We start from the raw sequence: 24,322 nt of genomic DNA on the forward strand, positions 1-24,322 counted from the left end.
CAGTTTACTCAATCCACCATATAACCCTTTTGCACGGCGCAAGCTTTAGATTCTCTGTCAGTAAAACCCCCTCAGAGTTGTGTTTGAACTCGGTAGTTAATCACGAATCGGTCCAGAGCGTTCTCAGCGCGTGTGAACCGCTTCACCGCGTGCCGCCGCGGCCGCCTCGTGGACCGCTTCGGAAAGCGTCGGATGCGTGTGGATCGTCCCGGCGATGTCTTCAAGCCGTGCGCCCATCTCGATGCCCAGACCGAGTTCGGCGATGAGTTCGGACGCCTCCGGACCGACGATCTGTGCCCCGAGCAGGAACTCCTCGTCGGCATCAGCGACGACGCGGACGAATCCTTCTTTCTCGTTAACGGTGAGCGCACGGCCGTTGGCCCGTACCGGCATCTGTCCAATGACCGGCTCGAAGCCAGCCGCCTCGGCCTCTGCCTCAGTCATTCCGACGGTGGCGATTTCGGGGTCGGTGAACACCGCGGCGGGAATCGCTTGGTGATCGAACGCGGCCGGTTCGCCGGCGGCGGCTCTCGCAGCGACCTCGCCCTCAGCCATCGCCTTGTGGGCCAGCATCGGTTCGCCGGCCACGTCGCCGACTGCGAACACCGACTCGAACGCCGTTCGGCACTGGTCGTCAGTCGGAATGATGCCGTTCTCGTCTGTCTGGAGGTCGATGTTCTCCAGCGCGAGCGTATCTGTGACCGGCTCGCGGCCGACCGCGACAAGACATTTCTCGGCGTTGTACTCGGTGACCGTCTCGTCTTCATCGACGGTCTGGACGCGAATGCCCTCGTCTGTCTCGTCCCAGTCGTCGGCCGCCTCGCCGAAGTTGAACTCGATACCCAGGTCCTCGGCGCGGTCCCGGACGACCGACGCGATGTCGTCCTCGTAGCCGGGCAATACATCGTCGAGCATTTCGACGACCGTGACCTCCGCACCAAGCTTTGCGAACACTGTCGAGAGCTCCATGCCGATGTAGCCCGCGCCGACGACGAGCAGTTTCTCGGGGACCGATTCGAGTGCGAGCGCGTCCTTCGATGAGAGGATGTGTTCGCCGTCGAATTCGAATCCCGGGACCGCCATCGGGCGGCTCCCCGTGGCGACAATGGCGTGTTTGAATGACAGCGATTCCGAACCTTGTCCCTCACCGCCGTGGGCGACCCGGGCCGTCCCGTCATCGACGAACTCGGCGGTCCCCTCCATCAGATTGACGCCGGCGTTCTTACATAGTGACTCAACGCCCCGTGTCAGCCGTGTGACGACGCTGTCTTTCCACTCGGTCATCCCGGACATGTCGACGGCTGGGTCCGCGAACACGCCCATCGACTCGCCCTGTCGGGCGTCATGGGCGACATCCGAGGCCGAAATGAGTGCTTTCGAGGGGATACAGCCGTGGTTCAGACAGGTCCCGCCGTAGGCATCCCGCTCGACGAGCGTCGTGTCCAGTCCCAGTTGCGCGCCCCGAATCGCGGCGACGTAGCCGCCCGGACCGCCGCCAATAACAAGCAGTTCCGTTCCCGTAGTGACATCTCCAACGACCATAGCGGTGCCTCGTCCGGGTCCGTGAAAAGCTATCGCCCTTCAGCTCACTGTCGTCTTTCGCCTGCGCCGTTGGTACAGGTAGTATCCGATGACCGGCACTGACACCGCAAACGCCGCGAGCAGTGTCGTCCCAACGGCGTGGACGATACCGGCGAGCGCATACAGCGGTGTCGGGGCCCAGTCCCCGTCGGTTCGCCGGAGGTGTCGACTGTCGAGAAAAAGAGCGACCGTAAGAAGCAGGCTGAACAGCACACCCGCCCAACTGCCGACGACAGTTAGGGCAAATGCGCCGAGGAACGTTCCAAGACTCCCCTCACCGGCCGACCCCGACGAAATGAACAGTCTCATCCCGACTCGGGAGAGGGCGACACAGCCCGGAACCAGCACAAACAGCCCGGCTAACCCGAACCAGATCCATGTGTCTCTTGTGGAGGGCATCACAAGCCCTGTCGTTCCAGTGACTGGTCTGGTTTTCGGTTGTGACTCCGAGCGGCTACTCTAGCAGGAGTCGCGTCGGGTCTGCCAGATACTCCTTGAGCGTGTTGACAAAGCGTGCGGCGTCGGCCCCGTCGATGACACGGTGGTCGATTGCCAGCGAGAGTGGGAGCGTGGGTTTCGCGACGACTTCGCCGTCTTCGGCCACCGGTCGCTCTTTCAGCGCTCCGATCCCGAGAATCGCCGTCTCGGGGACGTTGATGATCGGGCTGGCGTACTCGCCGCCGATGGCGCCGAAGTTCGTGACGGTGAACGTTCCACCCTGCATCTCCGAGCGCTCGATGTCCCGCTCTCTGGCCCGCCCCACGAGGTCGTTGATTTCGCCGGCGAGTTCGACTAGCCCCTTCCCGTCCACGTCGTTGACGACCGGGACGACAAGCCCGTGGTCGGTTGCCGCCGCCACGCCGATGTTGTGGACGTCTCTGTAGACGATTTCCTCGTTTTCGGTGTCAAGCGCCGTGTTGAGCACCGGGTGTTGCTCCAGCGCTGCGGCAACGCATTTCACTACAAACGGTGTGTACGTCAGGGTGACATCACGTTCTTCGGCGAGTGGCGCGAGTCGATCACGGGCCTCGACGAGGCCGGACACGACTACCTGGTCGTGGTGGGTCGCGTGGGGCACTTCTCGACGGGAGCGCGCCATCTGTTCGCCGATGGACCGCCGGACACCACGGTACGGTTCGCGGCGCTCGCCGTCGCCTGTCTCGACGGCCGTCGATTCGGCCCCAGTGCCGCCCGCCTCGGCTACCGTTCCCGCCGCGCCACCTTCGGCGCTGACGGCTTCGGCATCGGCTGCCTGCGCGGCCTGCTGGGCCTCCGCGTACGTCCGAACGGCCGACTCGTCGACGTAGGGCTGGCCGTCTCGCGTCTGGTCGGTCGGAACGGCGTTGATGTTCACGTCGAGTTCGCGGGCGGCCTTTCTGGTGGCCGGCGTCGCCAGCGTCTGGTCGCGACTGGCGGCTTCCTGTCCGTCCCCGGAAACACTTCTGACGGCTGACTTGACAGCGGTCCCGTCGTCTGTATCGCCCGCGTCGACTTGCGAAACTGCTGTGGTCGGCCCGTCTCCGTCATCGGACGCCTTCGAGACGACCGATGTCGGGCCGTCGTCACTGTCGGCCGTCTCGCCGGCTGACGCTGTGGCCGCCTCGACATCCCCCTCGGTGACGCGACCGCCCGGTCCGCTTCCGTCGACGGCCGCGATGTCGACCCCCTTCTCACGGGCGAGTCGACGCACGCTCGGCGAGGCGAACACACGACCGTCGGCCGTGCTTGTGCTTGCATCCGACTGTTCCGATGCATCGGCTGCTGTGGCTTCGCTCGCAGCGCTATCGGCCTGCGCCGTGTCGGCTCCCGTCGGCTCGGCTTCATCCGTACCGTCGGCCGCCGCGTCACCCGCTTCGGCGTCGCCCTCTTCTGCAATGGTGATGAGCACCTCGCCGGTCTGTACCATCTCGCCGACCTCGGCGTGCAGTTCCTGTACGACGCCGTCGACCGGTGACGGCACGTCGACGGCGGCCTTGTCGGTTTCCACCTCCGCAAGGACCTGATCCTCGGTGACGGTGTCGCCCGGCGAGACGCGCCAGGTCAGCACCTCACCCTCTGCGACCCCTTCACCGAGGTCTGGAAGATTGAACTCGAACATGCGTCAGAACTCCACTGCCTCTCTGATACCGTCTTTGATGCGGGCGGGTTCGGGGAGGTAGTAGTCCTCTAACGCGTACAGCGGGTAGGGCACGTCGAAGCCCGTCACTCGGGTAACGGGAGCCTCCTGATACAGCAGCACTTCCTCCTGAATGGTGGCGATAATCTCACCGGCCAGCCCACCGGTTTTGGGCGCTTCGTGGACGACGGTCGCTCGTCCGGTCTTTTTGAACGATTCGACGATGGTATCCGTGTCCATCGGCGACAGCGTTCGCAGGTCGATCACTTCGGCGTCGATGCCCTCCTCTGCCAGTTCCTCGGCAGCCTCGACCGTCGGTCGGGTCATCGCGCCCCAAGTGAACACGGACACGTCAGCCCCCTCGCGACGCACCTTCGCCTCGCCAAGTTCGACGGTGTAGGGGTCGTCAGGGACCTCCTCGCGGAACGACCGGTAGATGAGCTTCGGTTCGAGGAAGATTACGGGGTCCGGGTCTCGGATTGCCGCCGTCAGCAGCCCCTTCGTCTCTTTTGGCGTCGACGGGACGACAACCTTCAGTCCCGCTTCGTGGACGTAAAACGCCTCCTTGGACTCGGAGTGGTGTTCCGGCGCACGGATGCCGCCGCCGTACGGTGCGCGAACAGTCAGCGGGCAGTTGTATCGGCCGCGGCTCCTGTTCCGAAGCCGGGCGGCGTGACTAACAATCTGGTCGAACGCGGGGTACATGAACCCGGAGAACTGCATCTCTGGCACCGGTCGAAGCCCGTAGGCGGCCATGCCGATGGCCGTCCCGACGATTCCGGCCTCCGCAAGCGGCGTGTCGATGACTCGGTCATCACCGAACTCCTCGTGGAGCCCCTGTGTCGCCCGGAAGACACCGCCGTTCTTCCCGACGTCTTCACCCATCACGACCACGTCTTCGTCTCGTTCCATCTCGCCGTAGAGCCCGTCACGGACGGCCTGTACGAGCGTCAAACTCTGTGTGTTTGCGTCCTGTGTGCTCATTCCAGTAGCACCTCGTCGCCGTGTCGCGCGCGAAGCTCTTCGAGGTAGTTTAGTTGCTGTTCAAGTCGCTGTGGCATCTCCGCGTACACGTCCGCGAACATCTCCTCTGGCTTCGGTCGCTCTGTCGCCTCAGCCTCGTCGATGGCCGTGGCTACCTCATCCTGAACCGATTCGTCGATGGCGTCGACCCGCTCGTCATCGAGCAGGCCCTGGTCCCGGAGGAACGCCTCCATCCGCGGGATTGGGTCTTTTTGCTTCCAGCGCTCGACTTCGCTGTCGTCGCGGTACACCGATGGGTCGTCAGCCGTCGTGTGTGCGCCAAAGCGGTACTGCACCGCCTCGATCATCGTCGGGCGGAGTTCTCCTTCTGGTGGGTCGTGTGCCTTGTCGACGGCCTCGCGAGTCACCTGATACACCGCCAGTGGGTCCATCCCGTCGACCTGCACGCCATCGAAGCCGTAGGCGTTGGCCTTCTGGGCGAGCGTCTCGCTGGCCGACTGTCGCTCCCGTGGCACCGAAATCGCCCACTGGTTGTTGTTGCAGAAAAACACCGCTGGCACGTCGAACACGCCAGCGAAGTTCAGGCCTTCGTGAAAGTCGCCCTCGGAGGTCGCACCGTCCCCGAAGTACACGAGGGCAGCGGTGTCATCGCCCTTGAGCTTCGATGCCCACGCGGCCCCGGTCGCGTGCGGAATCTGTGTTGCGATCGGGACCGCAAACGAGAACGCTTGAACGTCTTCCGGCGGCGAATTACCGGACTCCGACCCCATCCAGTACAACAGGTCGTCCGACAGGGGCCACCCCTTGACGTACATCGCGAGATGTTCCCGGTAGCTCGGGAAGGCCCAGTCGCCGTCTCGCAGCGCGAAGGCGCTGCCGACCTGCGAGGCCTCCTGCCCCGACATCGGGGGATAGGTCCCCATCCGGCCCTGCCGTTGCAAACTCACCGCCCGCTGGTCGAAATGCCGGCCGAGTTTGAGATACCGGTACATCTCTACCAGTTCGTCGTCCGAGAGGTCCGGGACGGTCGCGCCGTCGACCACTGTCCCGTTTTCATCGAGAATCTGTACCCTGTCCGTGGGGTCGCGTTGGAGGACACTCATAGAAACCGCCTCCGTCGAAGTGGCATACGACGACTGTTCACTCGCACTACGTTTAGAGCTTTCGCGGCGCTGAAAAATATCGCCTACGTGGGTATTACTGGGAATATGGGGGTCTAAGCCGTGCTATAGTGATTTAAATTCTACCTAATTTATAAGCGATAACTCCGATGTATCAGTTGTTAGCGTGGACATCGGCCCGCGTCAGATACAGCGAGTACGCAATACAGAGCAGCCCGGAGAGTTGGATCAGTCGCACGACTAACCGGAAGTAATCCTGATAGACGAGGGGGACTGACCCAGCCTGCAACAGCGCGTTGCCGGCAAAGGCTGTCGCGTAAGTGACGCCGAACAGCAGTACCATCCCGATAGAGAGGTACCGCATCGGGGGGCTGTCGTGGCGTCGGAGCCCGCGGTAGGCCTGATAGCCGATATAGAGGCCGACAAGCGCGGTCGCCGCGGCGGCGGCGGTCGTTGCGAGTTCGAGTGTCGTCAGCGAGTCGTGAAGCGCCATCTCAGAAGTCCTCCCAAAGCCTAGTGAGCCGGTCGGCAACGTCGTCGCCGCGTCGTTCGAGGTCGAACCGGAGTTCGCCGTTGCGCAGACGTATCGACACCTCGTCTAATGTCGCGACGTAGACGGTGTCGTGGTGGCCATCGGCCCGCGGACGGGTGCGCTCGTCGACGAGACCGGCCGCTGTCAGGCGCTCGACGCGCCGGTAAATAGTCGCCTGTGAGACATCACAGCGCTCGCTCAGTTCCTTCGCACTCAGCGCGTCGCCGCTCGTGGCCGTGAGGATCGTCCGGACGTGCTCGTCGTCGAGCAGGCCGACGACGGCCTCGAGCGTCGTGTCGTCGGGCACGTCCGGGTCGTCGGGTAGTGTCATAACTTGCGGTGTGGAGTCGCGTGCGGGTTCTCGCACGCGGGAGGGCAGCACGTCAGCGGGAGAGGGCGGAACGATATCGGGGTCGGGAGACGTCGTAATCATTCGAATTCGTGTTTGTAGACGGTTGCGGACCAGCCACTATCCGAGTGGATGATGATACGAACCCCGATTCCGGCATCGTCGTCGGTTTCGGGGGCAGCGGTGGAGACAGTGAACGACTCGCCCGGTTCCATCCGGCCACCGAGGTGGCCGATGTCGATAGTCGAGGGGTCGAGGTCGCCGATGACACGGAGGGCGTCGGTCGGGACTGAGTCGCCGGCGTCGTGGTGGATGGTCACCTGCTCAGCGTCGGGGTCGTGTGTCGCGCGCCAGGCGACGGCGGGAAGCTGGGACGTCTTTTGGGCCAACGTCTCGTTCACGTACGAACGCTTGATGGCCAGCGTTATTGTCGCAACGCGACCCTCGACGGTGACGTCGACGGCGCTGGCGTGGCGACGGCTCGGGAGGCTCATGGTCGGATAGTCGTTTTTGAGTGCCTCTTTCACTGCCTGCTCCGAGACATCGTACTCTTCGGGGAACAGCCAGGTCTCGACAGTGTAGACGTCCTTGCTGTCGTGTTCGAGCCAGCCGGCCCAGCCGACGGTGTCCTCGAGCATCCCGCCGCCCGTGATGCTCTGGATGCCACGAAGCCACAACCGCCCCCAGCGTCGTTGTCCGGCGCTCTCTGTGAGCGCAGCGACGTTCGCGTCGCGCTCGTGGTATCGCGGGACATCACCGCGGCCGGCGTCGACGGTCGCGGTCACGACCGCTCGTGCATGCAGGCCATCCCCGAACACAATCGCCTCGGGGCCGACGGCGACCGTCCACGGGCGGTCGCCTCGCTCGTACAGGTCGTAGCCGGCGTGGGTATCGACGCGTTCGTAGGCCGTTTCACGGACAGTATCCCTGACCGCGGCCGGGTCGATGTCGCCAACCAGTATCGCGGTCATCCCCGTGCCATACAACTGTAAGAACGTGATGTCCATGTCGTCGATGTCGACGCCAACGTAGTCCATGTTGGAGACGACGGCCCGACGGGCTGCGCTCGACCGTGCCCAGGTCGGGGCATTTGTGGGCGGCGGCACATGAACGATGGCGCTGTAGCCGTCGCTGGCATCGCTCGCGTCTGGTAGCGCCGACGGCGCTGGAAACCACTCGCGATACGACGGCGGCTCCGCCTGCGGGATGTCGATGGAACCGTACTTGAATTGCGTCCCAAGCGGAGGCAACCCGTTACACCCCGCGAGGATGCTCGCAAGTGTCGCACCGCCCGCCCGGAGTACCTGGCGGCGGGGAGTCGTTCGGTCGTTGCAGTCTGGAGTCATCCACTCGGGACGTGGGTGGCAACGTTGGTAAATAGGGCTCTCGGTGTGCCCCTGCTGCAGACTGTGACAACGTTTAAATACTGGAGCGTGCCCGAGGGGTGCGTTCTGCTGGCGTCGCTAATTGCTCGCTCGCGCACGCTCTCGAGCGACGTCCACGTCTTCGCCGTCCCGAACTACCGCCTCCACGAACAGTTCACCGGCGCGGTAGGACGACCGGACCATCGGCCCCGAGGCGCAGTACAGGAAGTCGAACTCTTCCTCGGCCACCCGCTGCCAGGTGTCGAAGGTATCCGGATGAACGTACTCCGAGACTTCCAGATGTGAGCGGGAGGGCTGGAGGTACTGGCCGAACGTCACCACGTCGACGCCGGCCTGCCGGAGATCCGACAGCGTCTGGTACACCTCGTGGGCGTACTCGCCGACGCCCAGCATCAGGCTGGTCTTGCTGTAGCAGTCGCTTTCGCGGTCGACCTGCCGAAGCACTGAGAGGGACTGCTCGTAGCCCGCCCGACGGTCCCGGACCGGCCACTGGAGGCGGTCGACCGTCTCGATGTTGTGTGCGATGACGTCCGGGTCGGCGTCGATGATTTTCTGGACGAGGTCCGGCTCGCCCTGAAAATCGGGGATGAGACACTCGACGAGGATTGATTGGTCACGCTCTTTGATCGCCCGGATCGTCTCGGCAAAGTGGCCCGCGCCTTGGTCGGGCAGGTCGTCGCGGTCGACACTCGTCAGTACCACGTAGTCCAGCCCGATCTCCGCGACGGCGTCGGCCACCTGCTGTGGCTCGTTGGAGTCCAGCGGGTCCATCCCGCCAGTCTCCACGTCACAGAAGTTACAGCCCCGCGAACAGCGGTCGCCCATCAGCATGAACGTCGCCGTCCCCGGTCCGTCGCGCCCGCTCCAGCACTCCCCGAGGTTGGGGCAGTTGGCTTCCTCACAGACCGTGTTGAGGTTTCGATCCCGGAGCGTCTGCTTGATATCGGTGAACCGCTCGCCCGACGGTGGCCGCATCTTCAGCCAGTCAGGCTTGCGCGAACGACTCATTACCGGCAGTTAGGTTGGGTCGGTCAAAAACGTGCGGGGGTCACGTGCTCTGTGATATCCCGTCTAGCAGGGCAATCGGGCGACCAGGCGGCCCAGCCGAAACGACTGCTGCCTGTGTACTCAAGCATGTCAACGCTACTGCCCGCATGCCCACCTCACGCACGACAGACCGCAAGCATATGTGCGGACATATCCACGACAGTCCGGTCCGTCCGGAGTTCGTCTACGAGCGCCTGAACACCGGCCTGCTCGTGTGCCGACAGGTCGGCAGCGGTCTCTCGGAGCGATGGAGCGGCGAGTACTGACGCCAGCCCCTCCAGTCCGACCAGCGTTTCGACGGTTACTCCGCCTGCCTCTAACAGCGCCTCGAACTCGTCGGCGCGGAAAAAATGGGTCTCGGTGAACGCCGCCTCGTGACCGAGCTGCGCCACGAACGAACTATCGTAATCACCCGTTTCGGCGAGTTCGTCCGCGTGGACGAGGTGTTCCGACCTGCCGACCAGCGAGAGCACCAGCCAGTTGAGCCGCCCCATGACGGAGGCGAACACCGGACTCTCGGCTTTTGTCACCCGGTGAAGCTCCCGCACAGCGGCCGTCCGTTCGTCAGCGTCGAGTATATGAGAAAGCGGCCCACCCAGACACAGCGTCGCGTCGAATACGTCTCGGTCAAACCCGAGGTTGCGCACGTCGCCCGCCTCGACGGCCACCCGCTCTTCGTACCCGTGCTCGGCGATTTTCTCCTGTGCGATAGCTCGCTGGCCCTTGCTGGGGTCGACGAGCGTGACATCGTATCCCTGTTCAGCCAGCCAGACGGCGTACCGACCAGCGCCGCCGCCCACGTCGAGGACGTGTCCTGTGTCGGGGAGGTTCGCTTCGAGCTGTGCAACTGTCCCCGTCCACTCTAACTGCCCGTGTAGCGTGGCTGTCAGGCGGTCCCACTCGCTCTCGTCGTTCTCGTCGTAATAGCTCTCGGGGTCGCTGATAGGCATACCTGCGCACTATCAGCCGGCTGAGTTAATTTTTGGGCAGGCGTGTGGGACGCTCGCACCGACGGGTCATGTCGCGAAACCAGTGAATGGACTCGCTTCTCGCACACGTTCGCTCCCCCATAGAAACGCCTTTGCCGTCGCGGAACCGCGACTGTGACGTGTCATCCAGAACCGACAGCGAGCCGACTGTGGCGGTCGCGGAGGTGCTCCCCGAGTTTGCCGACGCCTTCCCCTTCGAGGAGTTCAACCGGATGCAGTCGGCGGCCCTGCCGGCCCTGCTGAACCGCGACGACAACGTCGTCGTCAGCGCGCCGACGGCCAGCGGGAAGACCGCGCTGGCGGAACTGGCCATCTGCAAGACGCTCGCCGAGGACGGGACCGCGCTCTTTCTCGCGCCACTGCGTGCGCTCACTAACGAGAAGGAAAGCGAATGGGAACGGTTCGAGGATCTGGGCTACTCCGTCTACGTCGTCACCGGCGAGCGGGACCTGAACCCTCGCCGCGCCGAGCGGGCCGATATCCTCGTGATGACGCCGGAGAAAGCTGACTCGGCCACCCGGAAACACGAGACTAGCCGCTACTCCTTCATTACTGATGTGGACTGCTGTGTCATCGATGAGGTCCATCTGCTGGACTCGGACCGCAGGGGGGCGGTGCTCGAAGTCACCGTCTCACGGCTCCGCCGGCTCTGTGACCCGCGCGTCGTGGCGTTGTCGGCGACGATGCCGAACATCGACGACGTGGCTGACTGGCTTGACGCGCCCGATGAAACCACATTCGCCTTCGATGAGAAGTACCGACCGGTCCCACTCAACGCCGACGTGAAGACCTACTCCCACGGCGAGAACGCCTTCGCCGACAAGTACCGGCGGCTCTACCGGGCACTTGACCTCGCCGAGCCACACATCCGCGAGGAGGGCCAGGCGCTCGTCTTCGTCTCCTCGCGCCAGGACACGGTACAGGCAGCGAAGAAGGCCCGCGACGAGATTACCGAACGCGACATCCCCATGGGCGCACGCGGGGACTACGACTTTCACAACGACGCCGCCGACCTCTCGAACGACACGCTCCGCCAGTCCGTACTGGACGGCGTGGGCTTTCACCATGCCGGCCTCGCGCGTGAGGACAAGAACAGAGTCGAGCAGTGGTTCAAGGAGGGTAAGATTCAGCTCCTCTTCTCGACCTCGACGCTGGCCTGGGGCGTGAACCTTCCTGCCCGCTGTGTCGTCATCCGCGACACCAAACTCCACGACCCGCTCGAAGGCGAGGTCGATATGAGTCCACTCGACGTGCTCCAGATGCTCGGCCGCGCGGGCCGGCCGGGCTATGACGACATGGGCTACGCCTGGGTCGTCTGTGACCGCTCGGACGCCGACAAGTATCGCCGTTTGCTTCGGGACGGCAAGGAAATCGAGTCCCGATTGGCGGCTGAACTCGACGCCCACCTGAACGCCGAAATCGCGCTCGGGACCATCGATGACGTGGACGACGTGATGGACTGGCTCGCGACCACGTTTTACTACGCCCGCTCGCAGTCGGCCCCCGACCAGTATGACGCTGGCAGCGACCTCCGGAACCGGGTCAGCGACACGCTCTCCGCGCTCGTCGACGAGGGCTTTGTTGAGCAGGACGGTCTCAACGTTGAGCCGACGCGGCTCGGCCAGCTTGCTTCGAAGTTCTACCTCCGGCTCTCGACCGCACGCCGGTTCGCGGATGTCGCTGAACGCTGTCAGGACGCCGCCGATCCGGACTCCGCTGTCTCCGTCGACGCGGACGACCTGCTGACTGCGGTGGCCGGCGCAACCGAGTTCGACAGTGTCAGCGCCCGCTCCGACGAAGAGGACGCTGTCCACGCGGTGCTGGGAGACAGCGTTGACGACAGCCTCGACGCCGGCCAGCGCAAGGTGTTGGCCATCCTCCGCTCGGGCATGACCGGGACGACGCCGACAGAACTCAAAAGCGACGCGTGGGTCATCCGCCAGAACGCCCTGCGCCTGCTCGCGGCGATGCGGGAGTTCGTCGACACGCTCGGTCCAGCCCGCTACGCGAACCTCGCCTGTCGGGTCGAGGCTCGCGTCGAACACGGCATCAGCGCCGATGCTGTTGGGTTGACGGCTATCGACGGTGTCGCCAGCGGCCGCGCGGGCAAACTCGCCGCGGCGGGGCTCACGTCGCCCGCCGACGTGGTCGAAGCCGGTGAAGACGGGGTCGTCCGTGCTGGGCTCTCCGAGGGCGTTGCCGAGCAAGTGCTTGCCAACGCCCGCGACCTCCCTGTTGTCTCCATCGACTGGGGCGAGTTCCCCGAGACAATCGCTCCCGGTGACAACGATATGCGGGAGGTGACGGTGAAAAACACCGGTGGCAGCGCCCGTGCGGGCCTTCGGGTCACGGTTAACGGGCGTGAGATGACCGCCAAGCCGTCGTATCTCGGTCAGGCCACGCTTCCGGTTGCTGTCTTCGGTGCCGACGCGGACGAACTCACCTTCACTGTCGAGGTCGCCTTCCCTGCGCTGCCGCTCCCGACGATTACCGAAACCCGATCAGTGCTTGTCCGATAACCACTGTTTCTGTTGTCACTCTGAAACCCACTCAGATCACTCGATAAAATTTATAAACGATTTTCGAAGCGTTATGGGCCTCTGTGAAACATCGCTGAAAGGTGCTGAACTCCGGTTAATATTCCGAAAAGAGTTCGAATTTTCCCCAAGGGTCTGGCGTTTATATGGGGGTATGGGTTCTTATGAAGAACTGAGGAAGCCCACAATGTCCAGTGCATCGCCCTTCCGTTCCCCGACGGACGCCGTCCCAAGTAGCCTTGCCCTCCGATCACTCACTCGTCCCCTGCAATTCATCGCGTTCTGGCTGGCTATCGTCACGCCACTGGCATATCCGCCGCTGCTGCTGGGCGGACTGGACAGTCAGAGCTTCCTCATCTTCGTGGGTGTCGTTGCCCTCAACGTCTTCGGCCTCCTCGCGGGCCGCGGATACGGTGACCCCGCCTGACCTGGCCGGGTCTTCCTCCCCTTGACGTGGCATTTCCGGTACACCGCTTTCTGGGTCTACTTCTCGAACACATCTCCACCGCACTGCCACTCGCTTAGCCTCGCTTCTGCCTCTGGCCCAGCTCTGTGCCGAATAGCTGTTTCCAGCTGCCTCTCATTCTGTCCGCCGCCATCTCCAACACAACAGAACCGACTATTATACACCGCCTAACAGCACCTCTCGAAGTGCCGAAGCGTCATCTACGGCCTCGTGGACCATCGATAGGTCCGTCTCGTCACCGTCGCCGCGGAACCCGACAGTCGTCATCCCGGCGGCAACGGCGGCGCGTGCGCCCGCAGTGGAGTCCTCGACGGCCCAGCAGTCCTCGGGCGCGACGCCCAGTTCCGCCGCACCGCGCTCGTAGATGTCCGGCTCCGGCTTGCCGGGGCCATCGATGTCGCCGGCGCTGATGGCGACGTCGAACTTCGAGAGGAGGTCGAAGCGCTCGTCAGCTACGTCGATCCAGACCCATGGTGCGGAGGTCGTCAGCGCCAGCGCCACGCCGGCGTCCCGCAGGTCGTCGAGCAGTTCGTGTGCCCCATCGAGGAACGTCGCCTCGTCGCCGTAAATCCGCTCGCCGTGCTCCTCGAACAGACTCTCGAACATCTCGCGGCTGATTTTGAGGTCGTACTCGGCGTTCAGGTCCGGATACACTTCTCGGTAGTTTCGACCGGTAATTGCGGACAGGGGGATGTCGTCGTTCGGCGCAGCTGTCGGAAGAATCTCCTCGCGCTGGGCGCGGACCCAGTGATCTTCGGACTGGACGAGCACGCCGTCCATATCGAAACAGATCGCAGCAGGCGGGACACTCATTGCTTTGCCGTCGCTCGGCGACGGCTTTGGCTGTTGCGACTCCGACAGCGACGACCGCGCTACGAAGCCCCGTCCACCGACTGAGGGTTTAAATACTGGAATGTGGGCACGTCAGTCCATGCACGACGGAACCCGTGTGATAGCTGGTGAGTGTACGACCGTTTTCGAGGGAACCCGCGAGCGGGAGCAGCGCGGCGACGTACTCGTCGTCGTTAAACCGGACAACACTGTTCTCGTCCACGATGCGACCGGGTATCAGCCGGTCGCGTGGCTCACGCGCGCCGAAAGCGTCACCATCGACGACGGAACGGTGACTGCCCGCGACGGCGACGAACTCCTCCGGGTGGTTCCCCACGACGAACACGGCAGTGCCCGCTATCCGGCCTCGAACGCCGGCGTTCCGGTACGTGACTGTCCAGACTGCACCGGGACGCTGGTCCGCGCTCGGAGCGAAGTCACCTGTACCGGCTGTGACGCCGTCTACGGGATTCCGAGCGATGCCGCGGTCACTGGCGGCCGCTGTGACGACTGCGGACTCCCCACGCTTCGAGTGGAGCGCGGGCGAGCGTTCGAACTGTGCCTCGACCGGGAGTGTGACTCACTGGACGACGCGGTCACCGCGGCCTTTGACCGCGAGTGGGACTGTCCCAACTGCGACGGCGACCTGTTGATTCTTCGCCGCGGCGGCCTGCTCGCCGGCTGTGAGCACTACCCTGACTGTGACACCGGCTTCTCGATTCCGTCCGGCGTCGTCGTCGGCGACTGTGACTGCGGCCTGCCGCTGTTCGAAACCGCTGGCGGCACGCGCTGTTTGGACAGTTCCTGCGAAGAACGGGGGTGAAGGCTGGGCCTCCACACCTGCACCATCCCGTCTCGCTGACGGCTCGGACCCGTAGGGGCTTTGTCGCCGCGGGGGCCACGTCAGGGCATGGAACTGACGCTCGACGGTGCTGTCGTGCGGGCCGGCTACGAGGCGCGCGAGCGGTTCTACGACTCGCGCGGCTACGGGAAGGTCCGTAGCGGCGACATCGACCTGGCACCGGTGGAGGCCGCACACCTCCTCTACCGCGGGGATATCGAAAGCATCGACGGCATGGACTTCCGGGCGTTCCTCGGGTCGGCGGCCGTCTCCGAGGTCGATTTCGCCGTCTACAAAGACCTCCGTGACCGCGGTTTCTACCTTACGCCGGCCCGCGAGGGGTGGGTCGATGACGCCACGGGCGCCGACTTCGTGGTTTACCCGCGCGGGAAGGGGCCGTGGGACAACGAGGTCGCCTACCGCGTCAGGATAGTTGGCGAGCGTGACACGGTTGTGGCCACTGATCTGGGCGACTGCGTGCTGGCGGTCGTCGACGAGGAGAGCGAAGTGACGTACCTCGATACCGACCGACGCGAGGTTTCCGGGACCAGCGACGCCGCCGTCCCAGCGACGGCGGGCGAACTCCTCGGAGAGCGGGTGGTGTGCTGGGAACCGCCGGCGGAACTCTACGACCAGGCGTTCTACGGGCAGCAACTTGGCGACGACGGCGCGGTCCAGCTCTCGCTCGTGGAAGCCGCGTATCTCGCACAGGAGGATTTGCTTACGGTCGATGGCGGGGCTGATGCTGTCGTTGAGCGGGGCCGCGAGGTCGAGGGCGACCGTTTCGACCGCCGTCTGACCGTCTATGCGGCGCTGCGAGCGAGCGGTGTCGCGCCGAAGACCGGCTTCAAATTCGGCGCGGACTTCCGGACCTATGCCGCCGTCGAAAGTGCCGAAAACCTCGGCCACTCGGAGCTACTGGTGCGGGTGCTGCCGGCCAACCACCGTTTCGAGCCACGGGACCTCGCACTGGACGTGCGGCTCGCCCACGGCGTCCGGAAAACGATGGTGTTCGCGCTCACGACGGACGGCGGTGACGGCGATATCGAGTGGATCGCCGTCGAGCGACTGACGCCCTGAGTTGGCTGCGTGTCGGGGTCGGCCGGTTGGTGTCTGTTCGCCGGTCCGGTCGGCGCATCGAAACGAACCCTTTTTGCGCCGACCGGAACCAAAGCACCTGTAACGTGGCTCACCGCGAGCCGACCACATCCATGACAACGGACGACTCCCACCACGACGACGTATCGCCCGACGAGGACCGCCGCCAGTCGGGCGGAGCGTGGCGGGAGCCTGACGCAAGCTCCGGCGACGAACCAGTGCTACCGGACGGCGGCACTGAGGCTGAAGGGGCCGACGAGGCGACGCTCGACCCGTGGGGCTCCTCGACTATCGCCGACTATCGCAAGCTGTTCGAGCAGTTCGGTATCGAGGAGTTCGACGAGGTGCTCCCGGAAGTCCCCAACCCTCACTACCTGATGCGGCGGGGTGTCATCTTCGGCCACCGGGACTATCGACCGGTCGCCGAGGCGATGCGCAACGATGACCCCTTCGCCGCGCTGTCGGGGTTCATGCCGACCGGCGACCCCCACATCGGCCACAAGCTCGTCTTCGACGAGATCATCTGGCATCAACAGCAGGGCGGGGACGCCTACGCACTCATCGCGGACCTCGAAGCCCACAGCGCCCGTGGGCTGTCGTGGGACGAAATTGACGAGCACGCGACAAACTACCTGTTGTCGCTGCTCGCGCTCGGGTTTGACCCCGACGATGGGACGCTGTACCGCCAGTCCGACAACCGCGAGGTGCAGGACCTCGCGTTCGAACTCGGGGCCGAAGCGAACTTCTCGGAACTGCAGGCCATCTACGACTTCGACGGTGAGACCGACGTCTCCCATATGCAGTCGGTCGTCACGCAGATGGCCGACATCCTCTACCCGCAACTGGACGAGCCCAAGCCGACGGTCATCCCCGTTGGCCCGGATCAGGACCCGCACATGCGGCTGGCACGGGACCTCGCCGCCCGGATGCGGTACTTCGGTGTGACGGAAGCCTTCGCCAGTTTCGAAGCCGACGGGGTTGAGCGGACACTGCTCCGCCAGGCCTACGACGCCCGCGAGGAGTACGCCGAGGACGCCGACCGACCGCGGTGTGGCGAGGCCGCCGACTGGCTGCGCGACCACCAGCCAGCGCCCGCCGACGCCCGCGAGTCCGTCGTCGCGAAACTCGACGAGGCCGGAAAGGAGCCGCTCCGACCGCGCATCCGGTTCCTCGACCGCAACGCCACCGACGTAGCCTTCGAGGCCCTTATCGAGGCCATCGACGGCGAGAAGCGGGTATACGACGAACACATCGATACGTTCGATCTGGACCACGCCGAGGCCGAGGAACTGGCCCGACAGGTCGAACTCGACAACGGTGGCTACGGCTTTCAGCCACCGTCGTCCATCTACCACCGGTTCATGACTGGCCTCACCGGCGGCAAAATGTCCTCGTCGATTCCAGCTTCGCACATCTCGCTGCTGGACGACCCGGAGGACGGCTACGACAAAGTGAAATCGGCGACCACTGGCGGCCGCTCTACAGCCGAGGAACAGCGTGAGAAAGGCGGGAAAGCCGACGAGTGCCCGGTATACGAACTGTATGCCTACCTCCTCTCGGGTGACGACGACGAGTTCGCCAAAGAGGTGTACGACGAGTGCGTCGGCGGCGAACGCCTCTGTGGCGGTTGCAAAGAACAGGCCGCCGAACTGATGGAAGAGTTCCTCGAAGATCATCAAGAGAAACGTGCGGAGTGGGAGGACAGGCTCGACGAACTCGAGATCGACCTCGACTCTGACCGCGCGCCGACGAGCGCGGACTGAGAACCGGGCCGCCACCGCCCGTTTCGTGTCGAAACGAGTACACGCACAACGTTTATATCTACCAGTCACAACCGCTCAGACATGGCACCCGAATCCCATTGCGCCGGCGTTGCTTGCCAGCTATCCGACCGTCCGGGGTTCGGCTTCTTTTTCGCTGCCTGATCGCGTGTGGACTCTGACGGCGTCGAGAGGTGTGGTCGGATGAAACCGCGAGCAGGAAGTGAGAACCGTTAACTGAGCGACCCGCGGTTATCCCCACAAGACCGAGAGACCCGTATGAAACGACCACAGGCACAGGTGGCCGTCCTGCAGGCCGCCGACGCACAGGAAGACAGGCGTATCGACGACGTGGCTGCGGAGGCTGACCTCAAGCCGGAAGCGGCCACCAGAGCGGCGTTCGAACTCGAAGCCGACGGACTGCTTGCCGTCTCAGAAGAGACGCTGGAACACTACGAACTCACCGAGGAGGGCGACCGGTACGTCCGCGAGAGCCTGCCCGAACAGGACCTCTACGAGGCGGCTATCGACGCCGGCGCTGCCGACGGCCCGGTCCAGATGGGACAGGTCATTGGTGCGTCCGGCCTCGAAGGCGGCGCGGTCGATATCGCGCTCTCGAACTACGCCCGCAAGGCCTACGGCGAGATTGACAGCGGCGAGATCACGGCCAACTCCGACGCAGACCCGGGCTCCGACCCCGAGATGCTCGCGCTGGAGGCGGTCGCCGACGGGCGCGTCGAGGACGCCGATACGGACGCGCTCAACCAGCTGGAACGGCGTGGCCTCCTCGATGTGCGTGAGGAAACCGTCCGCTCGGTCCAGCTCACTGACGACGGCGTCACCGCGCTGATGGAGGGCGTCGAAGCCGCCGCGACGGTCGACCAGCTCACCCCCGAGCTGCTCACCAGCGGCGAGTGGGAGGACGTGGCCTTCACCGAGTACAACGTCGAGGCCGACGCCGAGGACGTGAGCCACGGCAAGGAACACATCCTCCGACAGACGGCAAACCGCGTGAAGGACACGCTCGTCGGCATGGGCTTCTCCGAGATGGAAGGCCCCCACGCAGACGCCCAATTCTGGATCAACGACTGTCTGTTCATGCCACAGGACCACCCGGCCCGGACCCACTGGGACCAGTTCGCCCTGGAGGAGCCCGAAGAGATCGGTCACCTCCCACCGGACCTCGTCGAACGGGTCCGCTCGGCCCACAAGGAGGGTGTCGGCCCCGACGGCGAGGGGTACCACTCGCCGTGGACCGAGGATATCGCCCGCGGGATGGACCTGCGCGGCCACACCACCTCGCTGTCGATGCGCTATCTCTCGGGCCATCAGGTCGGCGAACTCGACCCGCCCGAGCGCTACTTCAGCGTCGAGAAGGTGTACCGCAACGACACGCTCGACCCGACGCACCTGCTTGAGTTCTTCCAGATCGAGGGCTGGGTGATGGCCGAGGACCTCTCCGTGCGGGACCTGATGGGGACGTTCACGGAGTTCTACGAGCAGTTCGGCATCACCGACTTGGAGTTCAAGCCCCACTACAACCCCTACACGGAGCCGAGTTTCGAACTGTTCGGTACCCACCCCGAGACCGGCGAGGTCGTCGAGGTCGGCAACTCCGGGATTTTCCGCGATGAGGTGCTCACGCCGCTTGGCGTCGACTGCGACGTAATGGCGTGGGGTCTCTCGCTCGAACGACTACTCATGCTCATGTACGGCTTCGAAGATATCCGCGACGTGCACGGGACGCTGTGTGATCTTGAACTGCTGCGGGAGACGGAGGTGATCCGCTGATGCCAGTCGTCGATGTCGACCCTGACGAACTGCGGTATCTGACCGGCCACGACGAGAAAGACGATGACGAACTCAAATCGGACCTGTTCAACCTTGGCCTTGAGTTCGAGGGCTGGACTGAGGACGACGAGTTCCAACTGGAGTTCGCGCCGGACCGGCTGGACCGCCTCTCAGTAGAGGGTGTCGCGCGGTCGCTTCGCTACCACTACGGCGACGACCGCGGGGTGGATATCCCCAACACGAACAGCGCCGACTGGAGCATTGAGGTCGAGGACCAGCCTGACGAGCGGCCCTACGTCACCGGCGCTATCGTCCGCGGCCTGGATATGGACGAGGCTGCACTGGAATCGCTTATCCAGTTGCAGGAGAAGCTCCACGCGACGATGGGGCGCAAGCGGGCGAAAGGCGCGATTGGGGTTCACGACCTCACAATGCTGAAAGGTGACTCGGTCGCGGACGAGACGGGCAAGTCCATCACCTACACCAGCGCGGACCCCGACGAGGCCACGTTCGTTCCGCTGGACGCCGACGCGGAGATGACTCCAAGCGAGGTCATGGCGTCCCACGAGACCGGCCAGACCTACGGTGACCTTGTGGCCGACTTCGACCGCGTGCCGGCCATCTACGACGCTATCGGGCTGTTCTCGTTCCCGCCGGTTATCAACGGCCGCCGGACCGAGGTCAGCGTCGACTCCCGGGATCTGTTCATCGAGATGACCGGGACCGACCAGTGGACCATCGACCATATGTGCAACATCGTCTGCTACGCGCTCGCAGCCCGCGGCGGGCAGGTCGAGAAGGTTGATGTGTCCTACGCCGATGACGCGCCCGGCGAGTACGCTGGCAAGACGCTGGAACGACCGGACTTCTCGGTCCGAACGAAGACAGTCACACACGACCGCATCGAGTCCATCCTCGGCGTTTCACTGGACAACCGCGAGGTCATCGACTACGCCGAGCGGGCCGGCCTCGATGCCACCGAGACGGAATCTGACGACGGTGTGGCATACGAGGTTGAGGTTCCGCCCTACCGCGTCGACGTCATTCACCCACTGGATATCATCGACGACATCGGTCGGGCGCTTGGGTTCAACAGCCTCGAACCGACGTATCCCGACGTGTCGACGGTCGGCGGTCGGCATGAACGCTCCCGGCTTGAGGACGCTGCCCGCGACGCGCTTGTCGGCCTGGGCTTCGAGGACCTGCTGAACTTCCACATGATAAACGAGGTCGAGAACTTTGAGCGGATGAATCTCTCGACGCCGGAGGCCGAAGACGGAAACGACGCTGACACTGTCGGCCTGGCTGACCCGGTCACCATTCAGGAGCCCTACAGCGAGGACTACACCATCCTCCGGACGTGGGCACTCCCGTCCATCATGATGGTACTGGAGAACAACACTCACCGGAGCTACCCGCAGGACCTCGCGGAAATCGGGCTGGCCGCCGGTCTTGACGATTCGGAGAACACTGGCGTTGCTGAGCATCGCACTGTCGCCGCAGCGCTCGCGCGCACGGACGCCTCATACGAGGATGCGAAGGCCCGCCTGCAAGCGCTCGCCGACGCCTTCGACAAAGACCTCTCGACGCCTCCGACCACACATCCAGCGTTCATCGGCGGCCGCGCCGCAGAAGTCGTCCTCGACGGTGAGTCGGTCGGTGTCATCGGCGAAATTCACCCGAAGGTACTCGTCGAGCACGATCTGGAACTGCCAGTCGCAGCGTTCGAGTTCCGTCTGGATGCACTGGAATAGGTACGGCCGCGAATCGTAGCGAGCGCTCGGTTCGCTTTGCGTTGCCCCTCTGCTCTACCTGTCGCTTGGATACACGTACTCCACGTCGCTTGGTCTCCCCTCTTCTTCGTCGGTCTCGATGACGATAGTTGAGGAGAGTTTGTTGAACAGCCGTACCCCGTCTTCTTCGTAGGCCAGCCAGCCAACGAGAATATCTATTGGAAGCAGGAACGCCTTCCCAAAGCTCTCGATGGCTGCCGTACCGTAGTCGATGTCGTCGCCGCGTTCGTCCGTGACAGCGATGTTCAGCACCATCTTCCCGACCGACTGGCCCTGTCGGCCTTCGAGGGCCGTCCAGTACACGAACAGGCCGAGTCCGTTCAGGCCGGTGACTGGGGTTGTAACCGACAGACTGCCGGTCAGGAGCGAGAACACACCAGCCGCCTCGCCAAGTGCGGAGAGGACGACACCGACGAGCAGGATGTCGAGGAGCCACGCTAGAAAGCGGTCATCCCAGGATGCGATATGCAGTGTGCGGCGGGTGTCGGCCATGTCGCCGGTTCGCTGCAACTGTACTTCAAGATTCGCTAGCTACAGGTCCGCACCAACGGCGTCCTCGACTGAGTCGAAGCCGTCCTCCGTGAGCAAGTCAAGCAGTCCCGAATTGATCTCGTGGGCGATGGACGGACCGCGGTAGACTAGGCCGGTGTACAGCTGGACGAGCGAGGCCCCGGCGCGGATCTTCCGGTATGCGCCCTCCGCTGTCGAGACGCCGCCGACGCCGACAACGGGCACGTCGACGCGTTCGGCGACGAACCGCACCATCTCGGTCGCCTCGTTCTCGATTGGTTTCCCTGAGAGGCCGCCTGTCTCGACCGCGTTCGGCGAGCGCAGGCTGGCGGGCCGTTCCGTCGTGGTATTCGTTGCAACGACGCCATCTAGGTCCAGCTCGGTCACTATATCCAGCGCGTCCTCGACTGCCGGTTCGGGGAGGTCCGGCGAGAGCTTCACGAGCAGTGGGGCCGCGCCTGCGTCCTGTAGCTCGCCTAGGATGGCTTCCATTGCGTCACGGTTCTGGAGTTCCTCGAACCCCTCGGAGTTGGGGCAGGAAACGTTGATGACGAAGAAGTCACCGCCTTCCGCGACGTGTTCGTACGTGGTCCGGTAGTCGTCTGGGGCCTCGTCCGTTCCGACGTGTTCCGTCTTGGCGATGTTGACACCCACTGGGAACGGGGCGTCGATGTTCTTCAGCCGCTCGCCGATGACGATGGCCCCGTCGTTGTTCAGTCCCATCCGGTTGATGATTGCCTCGTCTTCTCTCAGTCGGAACATCCGCGGGCGAGCGTTCCCCGCCTGTGGCTTGGCCGTGACGCCGCCGACCTCGGCGAAGCCGAAGCCGAGCGACGCCAAGGTTTCGGGGATGGTCGCGTTCTTGTCGAATCCGGCGGCGATCCCAACGGGGTTGTCGAAAGTGTGGCCAAACGCCTCGACTGCGAGTCGGTCGTCAGCGACGGTGTAGCGGTCGGCCATCATGTCGGCGACGCGCGTGCCGTCGACTGCTTCTAGCAGTCGGTGGACGCTCTGGTTGGCGGTTTCTGCTGGCAGCGAGAACAAGAGTGGTTTCGCGATATCGTAGGGTCTCATTGTGTGGGTGGTCCGGTTGCTTCAAAGAACGGTGGTGACCGACCGAGATCGGGTGTCGGCCCCAACAGCCCCCAGTGGTACTGTGTCACCGTCGATGGTGCCTCAAAAGTCGTGTTCGACCTCTTCCGGGTCTGCTTTCTGGATAATAATCTTGTTATCACGGACGCGAACGAACACCTCATCGCCGATCTCCATCCCGGCGACGGCTAGCTCGTCTTCGTGAATGTTGATATGTACGTTGTGGTACTCGCCGTCCTCATCTTTGGCGCCACTCGGGCTAAGCTTCTTCTTTCGCACCATCGCGCTATCCTACTCCGCACTTCACCGCAGGATACACTTAAGTCTACCGTGCCGTCGGTCGCTGGGTGGCGGTTTTGTGGACGCGCGTGACGATCTTAGTCCGAATATTTGGCTTGAACTGGCTGGTCTGGGGGGTCGAAGCGGCACCCGATGGCATCAGTGTATAAAAGCACCCCCTGACGGAGGGCGGATTGGGGGGTATATTTATGTTCTGCCATGTGCTGAATTGGCATGGAGCGGTGAAATCCATGGCACCCGACAGTGACAAGCGCAACTTCGCACTGCGCGAAGACGGTGACGAATCGAGCGTCTTCTCGGGCGGAACACCTCGACAGGCTGCGCTGAAGGCAGCACGTCGACTCGAACCGGCCGACGGTGAAGAGCAGGCTGACCCTGAGGAGATACGACTACGGGAGAAGGGGACCCACAAAGTCCATATCTACGAGGCGTGGGCATGGGTCGAGGAGGCACCCGACGACAAGCCCGACTGGATGCCCGGCGACATCACGAAAGGGAACGTCTCAAAGCAGGGCGTCGAACACCTAGACGAGATCTAGGTCGCATTCCCGACATTTTCGGTAGCCCTTTCAGTTGATGAGCGTGACCGCGCGTTCACGTGGGCGCGGATGAGATGTTTACTTTCAGCCACTGCTGTTCCGTGACCCGTACTCTCCGCTTGTATACGTGTGGGACACTCACACCCGTGTAATCGCGTCTCGAAGGGGACCTCCTTCGACGGGGTTAAGTGTGGCTCACCCATCGGAATGAAATGCGAACGTGGTCAGGGGCGATGGCCCCCGAACGAACGGACTCGTTCCGACGCCCTTAAGTGTAACAGGGTGTTCGGAATGGACGCGAAGGTCGCTCACGTCGTGCGGTTCGACGCGAGCCCAATCCGACGCCCTTAAGTGTAACAGGGTGTTCGGAATGAACGCGAACGACGTTCGGTCGGGGACATCAAACCCCTGCCGACACGGACCAGGCGGGATCGACTCGCCAACGAAACTCGAAGCCTTTATGGTGGCTTCGAGACAACAATCAGGTCCGAAGAAATGAGGATTCCACCCCTGCGGTCCGCCGTCAAGATGGAATCTGATGTTAGCTCTGATAGTTCGGTGACACTCGGTCGACGGGTGTCCTCGAACACCCTTCGATAGCGACCACACCCATATTATATGGGTGTGATCCCGCCTAACCCCCCGGCATTGTGCCGGGAT

General features: G+C 63.8%; 22 protein-coding genes. 8 read left to right on the top strand and 14 right to left on the bottom strand.

What is annotated here, in order from left to right:
* Window positions 1–123: 123 nt before the first annotated feature.
* The 10 genes from lpdA to RBH20_RS16140 all read right to left on the bottom strand — a co-directional run bounded on the left by lpdA (window position 124) and on the right by RBH20_RS16140 (window position 10,065).
* A complete protein-coding gene (gene lpdA, locus RBH20_RS16095) occupies window positions 124–1,542 on the bottom strand; it encodes a dihydrolipoyl dehydrogenase (RefSeq protein ID WP_306710364.1) in 1,419 nt (472 codons plus the stop codon).
* A gap of 39 nt (window positions 1,543–1,581) precedes the next feature.
* Window positions 1,582–1,890 carry a hypothetical protein gene (locus RBH20_RS16100; RefSeq protein ID WP_306710492.1) on the bottom strand — a complete coding sequence of 103 codons (309 nt, stop codon included), beginning with the start codon at window positions 1,888–1,890 and terminating at the stop codon, window positions 1,582–1,584.
* Window positions 1,891–2,035: 145 nt separating this feature from the next.
* Entirely contained in the window at window positions 2,036–3,679 is a 1,644-nt protein-coding gene (locus RBH20_RS16105) for a dihydrolipoamide acetyltransferase family protein (RefSeq protein WP_306710366.1), read from the bottom strand.
* A gap of 3 nt (window positions 3,680–3,682) precedes the next feature.
* Window positions 3,683–4,681 carry an alpha-ketoacid dehydrogenase subunit beta gene (locus RBH20_RS16110; RefSeq protein WP_011224532.1) on the bottom strand — a complete coding sequence of 333 codons (999 nt, stop codon included), beginning with the start codon at window positions 4,679–4,681 and terminating at the stop codon, window positions 3,683–3,685.
* On the bottom strand, window positions 4,678–5,784 hold the full coding sequence (gene pdhA, locus RBH20_RS16115) for a pyruvate dehydrogenase (acetyl-transferring) E1 component subunit alpha (RefSeq protein WP_306710369.1): 1,107 nt from the start codon (window positions 5,782–5,784) through the stop codon (window positions 4,678–4,680). The genes RBH20_RS16110 and pdhA overlap by 4 nt, the downstream gene beginning before the upstream one ends.
* 172 nt (window positions 5,785–5,956) lie before the next feature.
* Window positions 5,957–6,295: a hypothetical protein gene (locus tag RBH20_RS16120; RefSeq protein WP_306710371.1), complete on the bottom strand. Its 339-nt coding sequence runs from the start codon at window positions 6,293–6,295 to the stop codon at window positions 5,957–5,959.
* A 1-nt stretch (window position 6,296) separates the two neighbouring features.
* The gene (locus RBH20_RS16125) at window positions 6,297–6,665 is read right to left on the bottom strand and encodes a helix-turn-helix domain-containing protein (protein WP_058993208.1); all 369 of its coding nucleotides are present in this window, start codon (window positions 6,663–6,665) and stop codon (window positions 6,297–6,299) included.
* A 98-nt stretch (window positions 6,666–6,763) separates the two neighbouring features.
* Window positions 6,764–8,029, bottom strand: a complete 1,266-nt coding sequence (locus tag RBH20_RS16130; RefSeq protein ID WP_306710375.1) for a hypothetical protein — start codon at window positions 8,027–8,029, stop codon at window positions 6,764–6,766.
* Window positions 8,030–8,146: 117 nt separating this feature from the next.
* The gene (gene lipA, locus RBH20_RS16135; RefSeq protein ID WP_306710377.1) at window positions 8,147–9,076 is read right to left on the bottom strand and encodes a lipoyl synthase; all 930 of its coding nucleotides are present in this window, start codon (window positions 9,074–9,076) and stop codon (window positions 8,147–8,149) included.
* A 155-nt stretch (window positions 9,077–9,231) separates the two neighbouring features.
* Entirely contained in the window at window positions 9,232–10,065 is an 834-nt protein-coding gene (locus RBH20_RS16140; protein WP_306710379.1) for a class I SAM-dependent methyltransferase, read from the bottom strand.
* A gap of 188 nt (window positions 10,066–10,253) precedes the next feature.
* On the opposite strand from RBH20_RS16140, the gene RBH20_RS16145 reads away from it, so the two are divergent.
* Window positions 10,254–12,623, top strand: coding sequence for a DEAD/DEAH box helicase (locus RBH20_RS16145; RefSeq protein ID WP_306710494.1), 2,370 nt, complete (start codon window positions 10,254–10,256; stop codon window positions 12,621–12,623).
* A gap of 205 nt (window positions 12,624–12,828) precedes the next feature.
* Window positions 12,829–13,068 (top strand): hypothetical protein, encoded by a 240-nt coding sequence (locus RBH20_RS16150; RefSeq protein ID WP_005536497.1) that lies wholly within the window; start codon window positions 12,829–12,831, stop codon window positions 13,066–13,068.
* A 195-nt stretch (window positions 13,069–13,263) separates the two neighbouring features.
* Here the strand turns inward: RBH20_RS16150 and RBH20_RS16155 are convergent, their stop codons facing one another.
* Window positions 13,264–13,920: an HAD family phosphatase gene (locus RBH20_RS16155; RefSeq protein WP_306710383.1), complete on the bottom strand. Its 657-nt coding sequence runs from the start codon at window positions 13,918–13,920 to the stop codon at window positions 13,264–13,266.
* Window positions 13,921–14,038: 118 nt separating this feature from the next.
* On the opposite strand from RBH20_RS16155, the gene RBH20_RS16160 reads away from it, so the two are divergent.
* From RBH20_RS16160 to pheT, 5 genes are all read left to right on the top strand, one after another.
* Window positions 14,039–14,761: a topoisomerase DNA-binding C4 zinc finger domain-containing protein gene (locus RBH20_RS16160; protein ID WP_306710384.1), complete on the top strand. Its 723-nt coding sequence runs from the start codon at window positions 14,039–14,041 to the stop codon at window positions 14,759–14,761.
* Window positions 14,762–14,848: 87 nt separating this feature from the next.
* Window positions 14,849–15,859, top strand: a complete 1,011-nt coding sequence (gene endA, locus RBH20_RS16165) for a tRNA-intron lyase (protein WP_306710386.1) — start codon at window positions 14,849–14,851, stop codon at window positions 15,857–15,859.
* Window positions 15,860–15,990: 131 nt separating this feature from the next.
* Window positions 15,991–17,640, top strand: coding sequence for a tryptophan--tRNA ligase (locus tag RBH20_RS16170; RefSeq protein WP_306710388.1), 1,650 nt, complete (start codon window positions 15,991–15,993; stop codon window positions 17,638–17,640).
* Window positions 17,641–17,916: 276 nt separating this feature from the next.
* A complete protein-coding gene (locus RBH20_RS16175) occupies window positions 17,917–19,428 on the top strand; it encodes a phenylalanine--tRNA ligase subunit alpha (RefSeq protein WP_306710390.1) in 1,512 nt (503 codons plus the stop codon).
* Complete coding sequence (gene pheT, locus RBH20_RS16180) at window positions 19,428–21,182, top strand: phenylalanine--tRNA ligase subunit beta (RefSeq protein ID WP_306710392.1); 1,755 nt, start codon at window positions 19,428–19,430, stop codon at window positions 21,180–21,182. The genes RBH20_RS16175 and pheT overlap by 1 nt, the downstream gene beginning before the upstream one ends.
* A gap of 54 nt (window positions 21,183–21,236) precedes the next feature.
* Here pheT and RBH20_RS16185 read toward each other — a convergent pair whose 3' ends face one another.
* From RBH20_RS16185 to RBH20_RS16195, 3 genes are all read right to left on the bottom strand, one after another.
* Window positions 21,237–21,713 (bottom strand): RDD family protein, encoded by a 477-nt coding sequence (locus RBH20_RS16185; protein WP_306710394.1) that lies wholly within the window; start codon window positions 21,711–21,713, stop codon window positions 21,237–21,239.
* Between the two features lie 39 nt (window positions 21,714–21,752).
* Window positions 21,753–22,805, bottom strand: a complete 1,053-nt coding sequence (locus RBH20_RS16190) for a quinone-dependent dihydroorotate dehydrogenase (RefSeq protein ID WP_306710396.1) — start codon at window positions 22,803–22,805, stop codon at window positions 21,753–21,755.
* A gap of 102 nt (window positions 22,806–22,907) precedes the next feature.
* Window positions 22,908–23,105, bottom strand: coding sequence for a hypothetical protein (locus tag RBH20_RS16195; RefSeq protein WP_004516407.1), 198 nt, complete (start codon window positions 23,103–23,105; stop codon window positions 22,908–22,910).
* Between the two features lie 248 nt (window positions 23,106–23,353).
* Between RBH20_RS16195 and RBH20_RS16200 the strand changes: the two genes are divergently transcribed.
* Entirely contained in the window at window positions 23,354–23,662 is a 309-nt protein-coding gene (locus tag RBH20_RS16200; protein WP_004960658.1) for a non-histone chromosomal MC1 family protein, read from the top strand.
* The last annotated feature ends 660 nt before the right edge of the window (window positions 23,663–24,322 follow it).

The organism is Haloarcula sp. H-GB4 (genome assembly GCF_030848575.1).
Lineage (GTDB): Archaea > Halobacteriota > Halobacteria > Halobacteriales > Haloarculaceae > Haloarcula.

What these genes read in the sequence shown, in the direction of transcription:
- pdhA (WP_306710369.1), bottom strand. Translation starts at nt 5,784, where the DNA reads ATGAGTGTCCTCCAACGCGACCCCACGGACAGGGTACAGATTCTCGAT.
- RBH20_RS16195 (WP_004516407.1), bottom strand. Translation starts at nt 23,105, where the DNA reads ATGGTGCGAAAGAAGAAGCTTAGCCCGAGTGGCGCCAAAGATGAGGAC.
- RBH20_RS16200 (WP_004960658.1), top strand. Translation starts at nt 23,354, where the DNA reads ATGGCACCCGACAGTGACAAGCGCAACTTCGCACTGCGCGAAGACGGT.
- RBH20_RS16185 (WP_306710394.1), bottom strand. Translation starts at nt 21,713, where the DNA reads ATGGCCGACACCCGCCGCACACTGCATATCGCATCCTGGGATGACCGC.
- lipA (WP_306710377.1), bottom strand. Translation starts at nt 9,076, where the DNA reads ATGAGTCGTTCGCGCAAGCCTGACTGGCTGAAGATGCGGCCACCGTCG.
- RBH20_RS16120 (WP_306710371.1), bottom strand. Translation starts at nt 6,295, where the DNA reads ATGGCGCTTCACGACTCGCTGACGACACTCGAACTCGCAACGACCGCC.
- lpdA (WP_306710364.1), bottom strand. Translation starts at nt 1,542, where the DNA reads ATGGTCGTTGGAGATGTCACTACGGGAACGGAACTGCTTGTTATTGGC.
- RBH20_RS16105 (WP_306710366.1), bottom strand. Translation starts at nt 3,679, where the DNA reads ATGTTCGAGTTCAATCTTCCAGACCTCGGTGAAGGGGTCGCAGAGGGT.
- RBH20_RS16125 (WP_058993208.1), bottom strand. Translation starts at nt 6,665, where the DNA reads ATGACACTACCCGACGACCCGGACGTGCCCGACGACACGACGCTCGAG.
- endA (WP_306710386.1), top strand. Translation starts at nt 14,849, where the DNA reads ATGGAACTGACGCTCGACGGTGCTGTCGTGCGGGCCGGCTACGAGGCG.
- RBH20_RS16110 (WP_011224532.1), bottom strand. Translation starts at nt 4,681, where the DNA reads ATGAGCACACAGGACGCAAACACACAGAGTTTGACGCTCGTACAGGCC.
- RBH20_RS16150 (WP_005536497.1), top strand. Translation starts at nt 12,829, where the DNA reads ATGTCCAGTGCATCGCCCTTCCGTTCCCCGACGGACGCCGTCCCAAGT.
- RBH20_RS16155 (WP_306710383.1), bottom strand. Translation starts at nt 13,920, where the DNA reads ATGAGTGTCCCGCCTGCTGCGATCTGTTTCGATATGGACGGCGTGCTC.
- pheT (WP_306710392.1), top strand. Translation starts at nt 19,428, where the DNA reads ATGCCAGTCGTCGATGTCGACCCTGACGAACTGCGGTATCTGACCGGC.
- RBH20_RS16190 (WP_306710396.1), bottom strand. Translation starts at nt 22,805, where the DNA reads ATGAGACCCTACGATATCGCGAAACCACTCTTGTTCTCGCTGCCAGCA.
- RBH20_RS16175 (WP_306710390.1), top strand. Translation starts at nt 17,917, where the DNA reads ATGAAACGACCACAGGCACAGGTGGCCGTCCTGCAGGCCGCCGACGCA.
- RBH20_RS16140 (WP_306710379.1), bottom strand. Translation starts at nt 10,065, where the DNA reads ATGCCTATCAGCGACCCCGAGAGCTATTACGACGAGAACGACGAGAGC.
- RBH20_RS16130 (WP_306710375.1), bottom strand. Translation starts at nt 8,029, where the DNA reads ATGACTCCAGACTGCAACGACCGAACGACTCCCCGCCGCCAGGTACTC.
- RBH20_RS16100 (WP_306710492.1), bottom strand. Translation starts at nt 1,890, where the DNA reads ATGAGACTGTTCATTTCGTCGGGGTCGGCCGGTGAGGGGAGTCTTGGA.
- RBH20_RS16170 (WP_306710388.1), top strand. Translation starts at nt 15,991, where the DNA reads ATGACAACGGACGACTCCCACCACGACGACGTATCGCCCGACGAGGAC.
- RBH20_RS16160 (WP_306710384.1), top strand. Translation starts at nt 14,039, where the DNA reads ATGCACGACGGAACCCGTGTGATAGCTGGTGAGTGTACGACCGTTTTC.